At 69.2% G+C, this 12,449-nt stretch carries 11 protein-coding genes; 4 read left to right on the forward strand and 7 right to left on the reverse strand.

What is annotated here, in order from left to right; all coding sequences use genetic code 11:
• Positions 1-270: 270 nt before the first annotated feature.
• A complete protein-coding gene (locus ACVTJA_RS00550) occupies positions 271-606 on the forward strand; it encodes a hypothetical protein (protein WP_465832830.1) in 336 nt (111 codons plus the stop codon).
• A 46-nt stretch (positions 607-652) separates the two neighbouring features.
• Positions 653-1,456, forward strand: a complete 804-nt coding sequence (locus ACVTJA_RS00555; protein WP_465832832.1) for an SIR2 family NAD-dependent protein deacylase — start codon at positions 653-655, stop codon at positions 1,454-1,456.
• Between the two features lie 58 nt (positions 1,457-1,514).
• Here the strand turns inward: ACVTJA_RS00555 and ACVTJA_RS00560 are convergent, their stop codons facing one another.
• The 7 genes from ACVTJA_RS00560 to ACVTJA_RS00590 all read right to left on the reverse strand — a co-directional run bounded on the left by ACVTJA_RS00560 (position 1,515) and on the right by ACVTJA_RS00590 (position 7,397).
• Positions 1,515-2,507: a tetratricopeptide repeat protein gene (locus ACVTJA_RS00560; protein WP_465832834.1), complete on the reverse strand. Its 993-nt coding sequence runs from the start codon at positions 2,505-2,507 to the stop codon at positions 1,515-1,517.
• 377 nt (positions 2,508-2,884) lie between these two features.
• A complete protein-coding gene (locus ACVTJA_RS00565) occupies positions 2,885-3,694 on the reverse strand; it encodes a DUF4142 domain-containing protein (RefSeq protein ID WP_465832836.1) in 810 nt (269 codons plus the stop codon).
• 129 nt (positions 3,695-3,823) lie between these two features.
• Positions 3,824-3,949, reverse strand: coding sequence for a hypothetical protein (locus ACVTJA_RS00570; RefSeq protein ID WP_465832838.1), 126 nt, complete (start codon positions 3,947-3,949; stop codon positions 3,824-3,826).
• A 13-nt stretch (positions 3,950-3,962) separates the two neighbouring features.
• The gene (locus ACVTJA_RS00575) at positions 3,963-4,421 is read right to left on the reverse strand and encodes a PaaI family thioesterase (RefSeq protein WP_465832840.1); all 459 of its coding nucleotides are present in this window, start codon (positions 4,419-4,421) and stop codon (positions 3,963-3,965) included.
• Between the two features lie 7 nt (positions 4,422-4,428).
• Positions 4,429-4,878, reverse strand: a complete 450-nt coding sequence (locus ACVTJA_RS00580) for a PaaI family thioesterase (protein WP_465832841.1) — start codon at positions 4,876-4,878, stop codon at positions 4,429-4,431.
• A 113-nt stretch (positions 4,879-4,991) separates the two neighbouring features.
• Positions 4,992-6,218 (reverse strand): hypothetical protein, encoded by a 1,227-nt coding sequence (locus ACVTJA_RS00585; protein WP_465832843.1) that lies wholly within the window; start codon positions 6,216-6,218, stop codon positions 4,992-4,994.
• A gap of 183 nt (positions 6,219-6,401) precedes the next feature.
• On the reverse strand, positions 6,402-7,397 hold the full coding sequence (locus ACVTJA_RS00590; protein ID WP_465832845.1) for a hypothetical protein: 996 nt from the start codon (positions 7,395-7,397) through the stop codon (positions 6,402-6,404).
• A 261-nt stretch (positions 7,398-7,658) separates the two neighbouring features.
• On the opposite strand from ACVTJA_RS00590, the gene ACVTJA_RS00595 reads away from it, so the two are divergent.
• Together ACVTJA_RS00595 and ACVTJA_RS00600 are read left to right on the forward strand one after the other, a co-directional pair.
• A complete protein-coding gene (locus ACVTJA_RS00595; protein WP_465832847.1) occupies positions 7,659-11,063 on the forward strand; it encodes an amidohydrolase family protein in 3,405 nt (1,134 codons plus the stop codon).
• Positions 11,064-11,383: 320 nt separating this feature from the next.
• Positions 11,384-12,430 carry a discoidin domain-containing protein gene (locus tag ACVTJA_RS00600; RefSeq protein ID WP_465832849.1) on the forward strand — a complete coding sequence of 349 codons (1,047 nt, stop codon included), beginning with the start codon at positions 11,384-11,386 and terminating at the stop codon, positions 12,428-12,430.
• Positions 12,431-12,449: the final 19 nt, after the last annotated feature.

The following is a 12,449-nucleotide window of genomic DNA, read 5'->3' on the forward strand; positions in this document are numbered from 1 at the left end:
CACCGAGGATGGTGGCAGGGCAGGCGGGAAGGCGAGCGATTTCGCTCGGGGAAGGCCTGGGGCCCCGGTCTCCGCGGGCGAGGTCGTTTCGTGCCGCCGCGCGGACCCCGGTGTTGCCGCGACGACGTCCACGTCCCACGTTGGTAGGAGCCGGGCGCCACGTCGAGCGTCGTCTCGCGTGCGAATGGCACGAAGGCGATCGCCGAGGGGCTTGCGGTGTTTCGCGCCCATTCCCATCCATTGCGCAGCATCCAGGTAGGGGGTTGGGCGATGGGATTTCTCGGTGGGATTTTCCTGGCGGTGGCGCTGAACGCGGCGCCCGCGGAGCAGAATCAGTCGACGACGAAGGAGACGCCGGAGCTGGTGGCCGCGCCGGTGTTCAATCCTTCCATCTGCGCGAAGAAGCGGGTGGACCCCTGCGGGTGCCACCATGTGTACGGCATCCGGCACTGCCACCCGAACCGCAAGGGTGACCACTGCGAGGCGCCGGTGAAGGCGCAGCTCCCCGCCGAGAGCACCGAGACGCAGCCGCAGCCCGCGAAGGCTCCGGTGCCCGCCGAGCCACAGAAGAAGCAGGTGGACCCGAAGAAGTCGGTGGCCATGTAGGCTTTCGGGCGCGCCCCGCGCTTCGGGGCGCGTCACGGAGCCTGAAATGGACTTCGATGAGCTCCTCGCCGCGGTGCGGGGGCCTGCAGGAGAGAAGACCCTCGTCGTCACCGGCGCGGGCGTGAGTCTGGCGAGCGGCATTCCGACGTTCCGCGGCACGGACCCCGGCGCGGTGTGGGCGAATGACGTGACGGCGAAGGGGACCTGGGAGTACTTCAAGCGGACGCCCCATGAGTCGTGGCTCTGGTACCTGAAGCGGTTCGAGCTGGCTCGGGGCGCGAAGCCCAATGATGGACACCGGGCGCTCGTGGCGTGGGAGGCGTGGCAGCAGCGCCAGGGACGCGAGTTCCTCCTCGTCACGCAGAACGTGGACACACTGCACGAGCAGGCCGGAAGCCGCGCGCTGGTGAAGGTGCACGGGAGCCTGGACCAGGCGCGGTGCACGCAGAGGGGCTGCAAGCATGGCCCGCCCCGGGGCACGCTGCCCATGGCGGAGGTGGACTTCGGACCGCTCCACGCGGACCCGAGTCCCGACACCGTGCCGCGTTGTCCCAGGTGCCGCAGCAGGCTCCGCCCGCACGTGCTCTGGTTCGACGAGCTCTATACGGAGCACGAGTCGTATCAGTTCGACCACGTGCGCCTGACGGCGAATCGCGCGAGCCTCGTGGTGTTCATCGGGACGTCCTTCTCGGTGGGCATCACGGACCGCATCTGCATGGCGGGGCTGAAGAACAGCGCGCGGATGTTCAGCATCGACCCGTCCGGAGTGAGCGAGTCGCCTCGCATCCTCGTCGTGGCCGAGCGCGCGGAGGTCGTGCTGCCGCGGCTCGTGGACGCGCTCCCGGCGTGAGGTGACAGCTCGGTTGTTGGAGGCGGGGCTCGCGAGGTGTGGAGCGAGCTCGCTCGGCTCAGTGGTTGTTGGAAGCGGGGCTCGCTGGACGTGGCGCGGAGGCGACGTCACCGGGCACGGGGAGCGCCTCCGCGCGGCTCACCTCCAGCGGGCTGTCGGAGCGGATGATGACCCAGCGCGCCTGCGGCGACACGCGGAGCGCCACGGCATTGGGACCCAGGCGGCGCAGCTCGGGGCGGTACGGCATCACCGCCGGCGCGGCGGCACGCGCATCACCGGTCCTTGGCATCGGCACCATCGTCAGCGACGCCGACCCGGAGCGCGCGGCCTGGGCCGGAGCGTTCGCGGGGCGGCCTGACGCGGGCACCATCCCCGAGGAGCGAAGGGCCGGAAGCATGGTGGGGCTCGCCGCGCCGGGTTGCGCCGGAGGCACGGGCGCCTGGGTGATGAGCCGGCCCTGGATGATGGGGGGGATGCTCGGCGTGCCGTTGCCCGCGTACAGCGGCGCGACATTGGGCACGGTGGGCAGCGGGCCCGGCGCGGGAGTCTCCGCGGCCGCGCGGATGATGTACGACGGAGGCGAGGGCGGCGGCACCAGCTGGCCCTGAGGCGCCCGATGCGGTCCGGAGCCCCTCACGTGAGCGGGAGCCACGGGCGGCCGCTCGAAGACATGGGTGGCGCTCGGCGCGTGACGCTCGTCCTCCGGAGCGCTGGTGGGGAGCGACTGCTGCCCCAGCCGAGCCAGGTCCGCGAGAAGCATCGGGTCCCTCGGGTCCAGCTCGAGCGCGGCGCGCAGCGCGCCCCGGGCCCGGGACTCGCACCCCTGCTCCAGCAGCAACGTCGCCGCCGCGCGATACGAGCTGATGGCCGCCTGCCGGTCCCCCGCACGGCGGCAGGACTCCGCGTGGCGCACGCGCACGTTCGGGTCCTTCGGCGCCAGACGGAGGATGCGCTCGTAGGTCTCCGAACACTGTGCGTACCGCCCTCTCGCGAACAGGGCGTGCGCGGCTTCCTTCAGCTCCCTCACCTTCATCAACTCACGCTCGCCCATCTCCCAAGTCCCCCTTGCTGATGCAACGCACGAGAAGCAGGGGACGTGCCGCGCCTTTCAGGGAGGCTGAACGGTCCAATGGCTGGCGGAATCTCCGCCCCGCGCCGGACCTGCTTGTCACCATCCGTGCAGCCGTCACGCCCCCGGTGCGAGGCCTCGCGCACGTCGTCAGGGCTCGCCTGGAGCTGGACCCTGTAGAAACGGGGAAAGGGCGCTGTAACAAGGAAAGGCTTCCAGCCCATCCTCCAGCCACCTCGCGGCTCCGCACAGGTGCGCACGTGAGCGAGGCAACACCACGTCCTTCAGGGAGGGATGACAGCATTTCGTCCCGAGCCCACGCCCGTCATGATGTGGACCCGGGATGATTGCGCGCCGCCTCAGCGGTTCTGCGTGGGCGTGCGGGCCTGGCGCGGCTTCTCCTGGCCGAGCAGCCGGTACGCCTGGTCGCGATGCTGCTTCAGCGTGGGCAGCAGGCCATCGAGCTCCTTCTTCAGCTCGGCGTTGCTGGCGAACTGCTTCTGGCCGGCCATCACCTTGGCGATGTCCGCGTCGTGCTCGGCGACCATGCTGGCGAGGAAGGCGCGGTCGAAGGCGGGGCCCTGGAGGGACTGGAGCTTCGCCGACTCGGCCTCGTGGGCGTTCTTCATCGTCTTCTTGAAGTCGTCGTCCGCCTTCGGCTCACCGAGCTGGAGGTTCTTCTTCTGCGCGTACGCCATCACCTTCTGGTCCGCGGCCTGGTGGTCCTTTACGAGCTTCTCGCCATAGTCCTTCACGCTCTTGGACGTGCCCTTCTGTTGCGCGAGCTGGCCCATCCGAACTTCTTCCTGGTTGCCGTGGTGCAGCACCTCGAGGAAGGCCTGCTCATCGGTGGGGATGGGCAGCAGGCCCTCATCCATCAGCTTCGCGCCGGCCGCATCTGGCTGGGCGCCTTGCGGTGCTTGTTGGCCCGAGCCGCCGGTACCCTGAGCACCGCCGGTGGCATCGTTGACGCCCTCGCCCTGGTCGATGGCATCGGCCTCGCCCATGCGGAACATGCCCTGGGTGTCATCGGTGCCGTTCTGCGTGCTGGTCTCCTTCTGCCCACTGCGGTCCTCGGAGGGCTGCTTCTGTCCCGGTTCCTGCTGCGCGAAGGTCGCGCCACCCATCGCGAGCGAGCCCGCCAGCATCCAACCCATCCATCGCTTCATCGCCTGCCTCCTTCAATCTGGGAGTCCCGGCTGAAGGTGGAGGCGGCGGCAGCCGGGAGACCAGGGGAGGGCAATCAGCGGAGCGGGCGCTCCAGGGCAGGAGCGCCGGGCTTGAAGGAGCCGGGTTGCTCAGCCGTCCTTCTTCATCGCCTGGTGGATGACCACCACGGCGACGAGGCCGCCCAGCGTCACGCAGACGCCCACGGCGCCGAAGGCCTCGAAGGCGCTGGCGATGATTTTGACGAGACCCCCCATGGAAGACCTCCGTTCAGGGCTCCGCCAGCAGGAACAGCGCGTGGGCGCTGGCGATGGGGCGGGTGCGGTCATCCTGCCATGCCTCGACGCGCACGTTGGCGACGCGGCGGCCCTGGCGCGTAATCAGCGCCTTGGCGAAGGTGTCCTGCGGCTTGCCCGAGCGCAGGAAGTCCACGGTGAGCGAGATGACCTTGGGCACGCGCTCGGTGTCCGTCTGGAGGAGGAGCTCGAAGACGGCGGCGCACTCCAGCATCGCGCCCAGCGAGCCGCCGTGCAGCGCGGGAATCAGGCTGTTGCCGATGAGCTTGGGCGCATACGCCATGCGGCAGAGCATCTCTCCGGCGAGGTTCTCCACGCCGATGCCCATGTAGCGCGTGTACGGAATCGCGTCGGTGAGCTTCCGGTACTCGCGCGTCTTGCGCACCTCGCGCACGAGGTCCGCGAGGGGAGGAGTGGGGGTCGTGGTGCTCATGGTGCCGTCACTCCTCCAACTTCATGAAGGTGCCCTGCGAAGAGGCCACCGGGTTGCTCTTGTCACCCTGGTGCACGAGCGCACGGACGAAGGCCACCTGCCGCGTCATGCGGTAGCACTCGGCCACGCAGGTGAGCGCGATGCCGGGGCGCGCGGGGCGCAGGTAGTCGATGCGCAGGTCCAGCGTGACGATGGGCATGAGGCGGCCGACCTTCAGGAACACGGCGGTGCCGCACGTTGCATCGATGAGCGTCGTCACGGCGCCGCCGGCGAGCACGCCCGTCTCCGGGTTGCCGACGAGGAAGTCCGCATAGGGCAGCTCGACGGTGGCCTCGGCGGCGGCGACGTCCACCAGCTTCAGGCCGAGCGCGTGGTTGTGCGGCACGGCCTCTGTGTAGAAGACCGAGCAGCGTTCCAGCCGCCCCGCCTTGTCTTCGGGAAGCGTGAAGTCCGACATGAGAAGCGGATAGCAGAATCACCGGCGCGTGGCGCGTTCGTGTTTCACCGGGCGGCACTGAGTGTCCACCCGTCTCACACGCCCCGTGCCGTGCGCTTCGCTCACCGTGGGCGTCAGGAGGCCGCCTTCTGTCGCTCGCGGTACTCGTCCAGGATGCGGCTCAGCTCGTAGTGACGGTCGGTGCTCGGGTTGAGCCGCTGGAGGAAGCCCTCCAGCTTCCGCACCTGGGCCGCCGCGGCGTCGGGCTCGGCCGTCGCGAGCACCTGGCCCACGGACTTGATGCCGCGGTACTGCCCGAAGCTCGACTCCGTGGGCTGCGTCACGGCGTCCACCAGCGGCGAGAGCAGCTCCGGGTCCGGGCGGGTGAGCAGCCAGGCATAGGCGAACAGCCGGCGGCCGCCGTCCTTGTCCTGGAGATTGGGGAGTGCGTCGTAGTTCTCCAGATGCGCGGCCAGGGCGCACATCTGGCTGAAGACCTGGGTCATGACGCGCGTCCGGCTCTCGCCGGCGGACTGCGTCCTGCGAATCTCGTTGTACTGCTGCGCGAGCGTCTGCCAGGTGGGCAGCCCCTGTGGCGGCGCGGACTCCTGGGTCAGGGCCTGCAGCGTGGGAGCACCGGCGACGGCGCCCATGGCCGCGAGCGGGAGTGACAGCGGGGCCGGACTGGTGCTCCTGTCGAGCACCTCCATGCGCAGGCTCTCCACCGCGCCCTGGGCCTTCTGGGCCTGGCGTGTCGCCTCCTCGGACATGTTGTCCGCGACATAGAAGGCGCCCGTCAGGAACAGGCGGGTGAGGAGATAGCCGGTGAAGAACCCGCTGATGAAGAAGTAGAGGACGATGCCGATGGCGAAGATGCGGTCGCTGTCGGCGTTGCTCATCCCCTTGGCGACGAAGTCCGCGAGCCGCCAGATTTGGGTGGGAATCTGTCCCAACTGGGTGAGCCCCACGCCCACGAGAATCTTGGTGAGCCAGTCGGAAATCTGCTCCAGGTTGGTGTTCACCTTGAGCCGCTGCTTCTCGCCGCGAGCGGAGCCGTCACCGTCCGCCGTCGTAGGGGCCGGGGCCGCGGGCTCCTGCATGGAGCGTGGCACGCCGAAGACGAAGCCCAGCAGCATCCCCAGCGCGAAGAGGGCGCCCGCGACCAGCAGCCCGGTGCCCACCAGGCGCGCGGCCTCGGCGCCCTTCCACTCGCCGGTGCCGCCAGCAAGCCCGTACAGGATGACGATGGTGATGCCGAAGCCGAGCGCTACCATCAACGGACGGATGGTGAGCTCGAGGTTGCGCTCCTGCTGCGAGGCACTCTCGTTCGTGTCCGATGTCCCCTTGAACAGCAGTTTCATGTCGGCTCCCCCTGGCCTCGGTGGCTCGCGCGGTCGATGGCGCGGAGCGGGAGGCCCGCTGGGGAGCAGCAACTCACGCCCTCGCGGCGGAGGTCAAGGTGGGCGGACTCCGTGGGAGGCGGGCCGGAGGCGCCTCACCACGAGAGGCGCTCCGAGCCCGTGCCATCGACCGCGGCGGAGCCGCTACGCCGCGACGGGAGGCGTGGCCCCGAGCTCCCGCCACGCCTCCGCCAGCGACTCGCCGATGGGCCCCATCACCGCGTCGTCCGACCAGTAGAAGGGGTGCACCAGCGGCGTCCACGAGAACAGCGGCCCCGTCAGCCGCACGGGGATGTCCCGCACGGCCTCGCGGTACGCGTCGCTGAGCGGCTGGAGCGGCCACGCGAAGACGTCATCGTCGTCATGGAAGTTGAGCCACTCGCCGCCGAGCCCCGGGTGATGGTGCTCCAGCTCCGGCGCGGGCACCTGCACGGGCTGGTCCAACTCCACGTGCCGGTAGCGCAGGCTCCACAGCGCCATGGGCGTGCCCAGCGTGTAGAAGCGGCTCAGCGTCTCGCCGCGCTCCAGCGGTGAGTCGCCCTGGGCCTCGCGCACGGACGTCTCGATGATGTCGCGCCCCGTCTGCCGGTGCGTCTGCAAGTCGTAGAAGTAGTTGCTCGCGATGACGCTGCCCAGGCTGTGCGAGACGACGCACAGGGGCGCGGTGTCGCCGGCCTTCGCGCGCAGCCGGCCGAGCGCCTCGGCCACCTTGCGGTGGATGTCCGTGTACACGTCCGGGTCCGCCGGGTTGCTCTGGTAGGCGATGATGTCGCCCACGAAGTGCACCATCAGCCAGCGCAGGCCGGGGTAGCGCAAGTCCATCCCGCGCATCGACGGCTTCATCATGCGCAGCATCAGCGGCACCAGCGCGGACTCGCGGCCCTGATTGACGGCGCGCACGCCGTCGTAGAGCGACTTCCAGTAGCCCTCCGCGTCCGACGGCGCATTCCGCGCGAGGAACTGCCGCTCCGCGCCCTCCAGCACGGAGGCCCAGTTCACGGTCTCCACCACCAGTGTGCCCGTGGCCGCGGGGCCGGCACTCGCCTCGAACTGCTCGCGCAGCAAACGCAGGGCGGTGTCATAGAGGCCCGGGTCGTCCACCTCGATGCCGTGGATGATGAGGACGGCGAGCTTCTTCATGGCCGGTCCTCCCGGCCAGGGCGCGGGCCGCTGGCCCGGACGGTGGTGCTCCGCTGCATGGTGTTCCCCCCTCGGTGTGCGGCGGTGTCACGCGGAGCGTCGACCTGTCACGCCCGGGCCGTCCGCCGCTTCACCGCTGGCGCACCTTACACCGCCAGGAACACGCCTGCCCGCTGGCCTGTTCACGGCCGCAACCTCCGGCCCCCCAGGGCCGGGTACTCTCTCCCACCCGACACACCCGCCCTTTCACGAGGACTCCCGGTGAAACGACTGACCTCCGCCGTCTGCGCCGCGCTGCTGTTGCCCGGCGCGTTGCTGGCCGCGCAGCCCACGCCGCCTCCCGTCGCGAAGCAGGACCAACCCCCACCGCCCGAGCAGAAGCAGAAGGATGACGCCGCGCGTGAAGCCGCCCGCGCCGTCGAGGTGGACGGAGGCACGCCCGCCACCGCCGACGCCAAGGATGCGGCGAAGGAGGGCGAGGGCAAGGACACGTGGAAGGTGGACGCGCCGGGCTTCCCCGCCACCCAGGTGAGCATCGACGTCACCGAGGGCACGTGGATGAACGTGGACATCAGCCCGAAGGGAGACGCGCTCGTCTTCGACTTGCTCGGCGACATCTACGAGCTGCCCATCAACGGCGGCGAGGCGAAGGCGCTCACCTCCGGCGTGTCCTGGGACATGCAGCCGCGCTACAGCCCGGACGGGAAGTCCATTGCCTTCACGAGTGACAGGGGCGGCGGCGACAACATCTGGGTGATGAAGCGGGACGGCTCGAAGCCGCAGGCGGTGACGCAGGAGAAGTTCCGCCTGCTCAACAGCCCCGCGTGGAGCCCGGATGGGCAGTTCATCGTCGCGCGCAAGCACTTCACGGCGCGGCGCTCGCTGGGCGCGGGCGAGGTGTGGATGTATCACCGCTCCGGCGGCGAGGGCGTGCAGCTCACCGAGCGCGCCAATGACCAGAAGGATTTGGGCGAGCCCGCGTTCTCCCCCGACGGCCGCTACGTCTACTTCAGCCAGGACGTCACGCCGGGCAAGACGTTCGAATACAACAAGGACCCCAACGGGGAAATCTACGCCATCCAGCGTCTGGATTTGGAGACGAAGGAAATCGACCCGTTCGTCTCGGGCCCGGGTGGTTCGATTCGCCCCACGCCGTCGCGAGACGGGAAGCAGCTCGCGTTCATCCGCCGCGTGCGCGGCAAGAGCGTCCTCTACGTCACCGACGTGGCCTCCGGTGCGGAGCGCCCGCTGTACGACGGGCTGGACCGCGACATGCAGGAGACGTGGGCCATCCACGGCGTGTACCCGACGATGGCGTGGACGCCGGACAACCAGATTGTGTTCTGGGCGGGCGGCAAGCTTCAGCGCATCGACGTGGCGTCGAAGAAGGTGTCTGCCATTCCCTTCCGCGTGAAGGACACGCGCACGATTTTCCAGGCGGTGCGCACGCCGCAGGCCGTGGCGCCGGAGAAGTTCGAGGCGAAGATGCTGCGCTGGGTGCAGGTGTCGCCGCGCGGGGACCGCGTGGTGTACCAGGCGCTCGGCAAGCTCTACGTGCGTGACTTGCCCAACGGCACGCCGAAGCGGCTGACGAAGCAGGAGGACCACCTGGAGTTCTTCCCGTCGTTCTCCCGAGACGGGAAGTCCATCGTCTACACGACGTGGGACGACGAGAAGCTGGGCAGCATCCGCGTGGTCTCCGCGACGGGCGGCGAGGGCAAGGTGCTGACGACGCAGCCGGGCTACTACGTGGAGCCGGCGCTCAGCCCGGATGGCAGGTCGCTGGTGTTCCGCAAGTCGGGTGACGGCTACCTGATGCCGGGGCAGTGGAGCCGCGAGACGGGCCTGTACGTCATGCCGGCCTCGGGCGGCCCGGCGAAGCGGCTGGTGCGCGACGGCGAGCAGCCGCACTTCGGCACGCGCTCGGACCGCGTGTACTTCCTGCATGTGGAGTCGAAGGAGAAGGAGGACGTGCGCTCGCTGAAGAGCGTCAACCTGGACGGCGGGCAGGAGCGCACGCACCTGACGAGCGCGGAGGCCACGGAGTACCGCGTGTCTCCGGACGAGCAGTGGGTGGCCTTCCGGGAGAACTTCAACGCGTTCATCACGCCGTTCCCGCGAGGCGCGAAGTCGGCGGCGGTGGGGCCGGAGGCGAAGGCGCTGCCGGTGGCGCGGGTGACGAAGGACGCGGGTGAGTACCTGCACTGGTCCGGTGACGGCAAGCGCCTGCACTGGGCGCTGGGGCCCGAGCTCTTCACGCGCGAGCTGAAGGACAGCTTCGCCTTCATGGACGGCGCGCCGGAGAAGCTGCCCGCGGCGCCGGAGAAGGGCGTGGACATCTCCTTCCTGGCGAAGTCGGAGGTGCCCGAGGGCACGCTGGCCTTCGTCGGCGGGCGCGTCATCACGATGAAGGGTGACGACGTCATCGAAAATGGTGTCGTCGTGGTGAAGGGCAACCGCATCGTCGCGGTGGGCCCGGCGGGGAAGGTGCAGGTGCCGTCCGGCGCGAAGGTGGTGGACGTGAAGGGCAAGACGCTGATGCCCGGCCTCATCGACGTGCACTGGCATGGAGCCATGGGCGTGGACGGGCTGATGCCGGAGCAGAGCTGGGTGCATGCGGCGTCGCTGTCGTACGGCGTGACGACGCTGCACGACCCGTCGAACTCGTCGGAGCAGGTGTTCGCCGCGAGCGAGCTGGGGAAGACGGGCGCGCTGCTGGCGCCGCGCATCTTCTCCACGGGGACGATTCTGTACGGCGCGTCGGGCGCGGGGTACCGGGCACCGATTGACTCGCTGGACGATGCGCGCTCGCACATGAGGCGGATGAAGGCCATCGGGGCGTTCAGCGTGAAGAGCTACAACCAGCCGCGGCGGGACCAGCGGCAGAAGGTCCTCCAGGCGGCGCGTGAGCTGGGGATGATGGTGGTGCCGGAGGGAGGCTCGCTGTTGCAGCACAACCTGACGATGGTGGTGGATGGGCACACAGGCGTGGAGCACGCGATTCCGGTGGCGCGCATCTACGCGGACGTGCGGCAGCTCTGGGGGAAGAGTGACACGGGCTACACGCCGACGCTGGGCGTGGCGTACGGCGGCAACTGGGGTGAGAACTACTGGTACCAGACGACGAACGTCTGGGAGGACGAGCGGCTGCTCTCCTTCGTCCCGAGGCGCGTGGTGGACAGCCGGAGCCGCCGTCGCATGGAGGTGCCGGAGGACGAGTTCAACCACATCAACGCGGCGAAGGTGGCGCGGGAGCTGAGTGACGCGGGCGTGAGCGTGCAGCTGGGCGCGCACGGTCAGCGCGAGGGGCTCGCGGCGCACTGGGAGATTGCGATGATGGGGCAGGGCGGGATGAAGCCGCTGCAGGCGCTGCGCGTGGGGACGCTGAATGGCGCGCGGTACCTGGGGCTGGACGGGGAGATTGGCTCGCTGGAGGAGGGGAAGCTCGCGGACCTCATCATCCTGGACAAGAACCCGCTGGAGGCGCTGCAGAACACGCGCACGGTGCGCTACACGATGGTGAACGGGCACCTGTACGACGCGGCCACGCTCAACGAGGTGGGGACGCGTCAGCGCCAGCGCGCGAAGTTCTTCTTCGAGAAGGACGGCAACGAGGGCTGGAGCCCGAAGGCCACCGCGCACACCGTGACGCACGAGTGCGACTGAGCACCGGATGAAGCGAGGGACCTCCTGGCTTGAGTGTCAGGAGGTCTCGTTGCAACTCGGGCGCGATGCGCACGGGAATGCTCTGGAGGGTCGGCTTCCTCGCTCTGTTGGGGTTGGGTGTGAGCCCGATACGGGCCGTGGTCGTTTGAATACGCGCCAGGGCAGGCCGTAGGTTCCCAGGTATGGCTCGCTCCAGCATGCCCTCCTTTTCGCCCAAAACGAGCATCCGCTCCGCCGGGCGGACTCTCCCGTGTGCCGCGGCACTGGTCGGGCTGCTGATGGCCCACGCCGCGGGAGCCGCTTCCGCCCCTAAACAAGAGGTGAAATTCGGCGAGTACGTGACGGCGTATGTCAGCGCCTCGTCCACGCTGAAGTCCCGGACGCCAGGCCGTTACGACGCGAAGAACGCGTTCGACGGCGACCCGGCCACCGCCTGGGTGGAGGGTGCTCCGGGAACCGAGGACGCCTGGCTCTCGGTGCGCCTGAACCAGCGGATACAGCTCGATGGCATCGTCCTGCGGCCGGGCTATGCGAAGTCGCTCACCACCTTCCGCGACAACGCCATTCCTGGCCAGCTCTCGCTCGACCTCAACGAGGTGGGCGAGGAGCCCAGGACGCTCCGAATCGATGACCTCTACTACCGCCTGGAGGTCGTCAGCCGCCGGGGCCAGCCGCCGCGCTGCGCCAGCGTGGCGAAGGACCCGGTCAACCTCAGCCCCCGGCTCATGCTCTCCCTGGCTCCCAGTTCGTTCTACGCCTTCCGGATGTTGCTGGAAGCGCTGCCCACGGAAGTGCACCGCCCGCGGTACGCGGACCTGGCGCTGTCGGAGTGGACACCGCTCTTCCACATCGTGGACGAGGAGCACGAGGAACTGGTGGAGCTCCCCTCTCCCCTCACCTCGCCCCTGCGGGAGATTTCAAAGCTGCTGCTCGATTACGGGGCCGAGAGGCTCCAGCATCCCGAGCGACTTCCCCTGGCTCCGGATGCGCGGCTGGATTCCGTCTTCGACATGAAGCTTCCGGATCTTCCGGACTGGGCTCGCGAGGCCCTGCACGCCGACTTCCGCCAGCACAAGGCCGAGCCCACCCAGGACGCGCTCACCCAGTTCGGCAAGGCTGTGTCCACCCAGTTCTTCGGGCAGTTCATCACCGTGCAGACGCTCGAGGGCAAGGGGTACCGGCTCATCGGCGGGCCCTACGAGCTGCGCCGCGAGGTCCCCGGGGTGAAACGCCGTGTCGAATACGCCTTTGTCTTCCCGGTCCTCACCCTGAACACCGCGTTCCAGGTGACGAAGGTCGAGCTGAAGACCTCGGGCCTCACGGGCGAGAACTGCGAGCGCTCGCTACCTGCCCTCGGAGCCCCGTGAAGCCGCGCCCAGGATGCTC

This window comes from Pyxidicoccus sp. M6, assembly GCF_055568925.1.

Coding starts and splice junctions, on each gene's coding strand:
- ACVTJA_RS00550 (WP_465832830.1), top strand. CDS start 271: ATGGGATTTCTCGGTGGGATTTTCCTGGCGGTGGCGCTGAACGCGGCG.
- ACVTJA_RS00555 (WP_465832832.1), top strand. CDS start 653: ATGGACTTCGATGAGCTCCTCGCCGCGGTGCGGGGGCCTGCAGGAGAG.
- ACVTJA_RS00560 (WP_465832834.1), bottom strand. CDS start 2,507: ATGGGCGAGCGTGAGTTGATGAAGGTGAGGGAGCTGAAGGAAGCCGCG.
- ACVTJA_RS00565 (WP_465832836.1), bottom strand. CDS start 3,694: ATGAAGCGATGGATGGGTTGGATGCTGGCGGGCTCGCTCGCGATGGGT.
- ACVTJA_RS00570 (WP_465832838.1), bottom strand. CDS start 3,949: ATGGGGGGTCTCGTCAAAATCATCGCCAGCGCCTTCGAGGCCTTCGGC.
- ACVTJA_RS00575 (WP_465832840.1), bottom strand. CDS start 4,421: ATGAGCACCACGACCCCCACTCCTCCCCTCGCGGACCTCGTGCGCGAG.
- ACVTJA_RS00580 (WP_465832841.1), bottom strand. CDS start 4,878: ATGTCGGACTTCACGCTTCCCGAAGACAAGGCGGGGCGGCTGGAACGC.
- ACVTJA_RS00585 (WP_465832843.1), bottom strand. CDS start 6,218: ATGAAACTGCTGTTCAAGGGGACATCGGACACGAACGAGAGTGCCTCG.
- ACVTJA_RS00590 (WP_465832845.1), bottom strand. CDS start 7,397: ATGAAGAAGCTCGCCGTCCTCATCATCCACGGCATCGAGGTGGACGAC.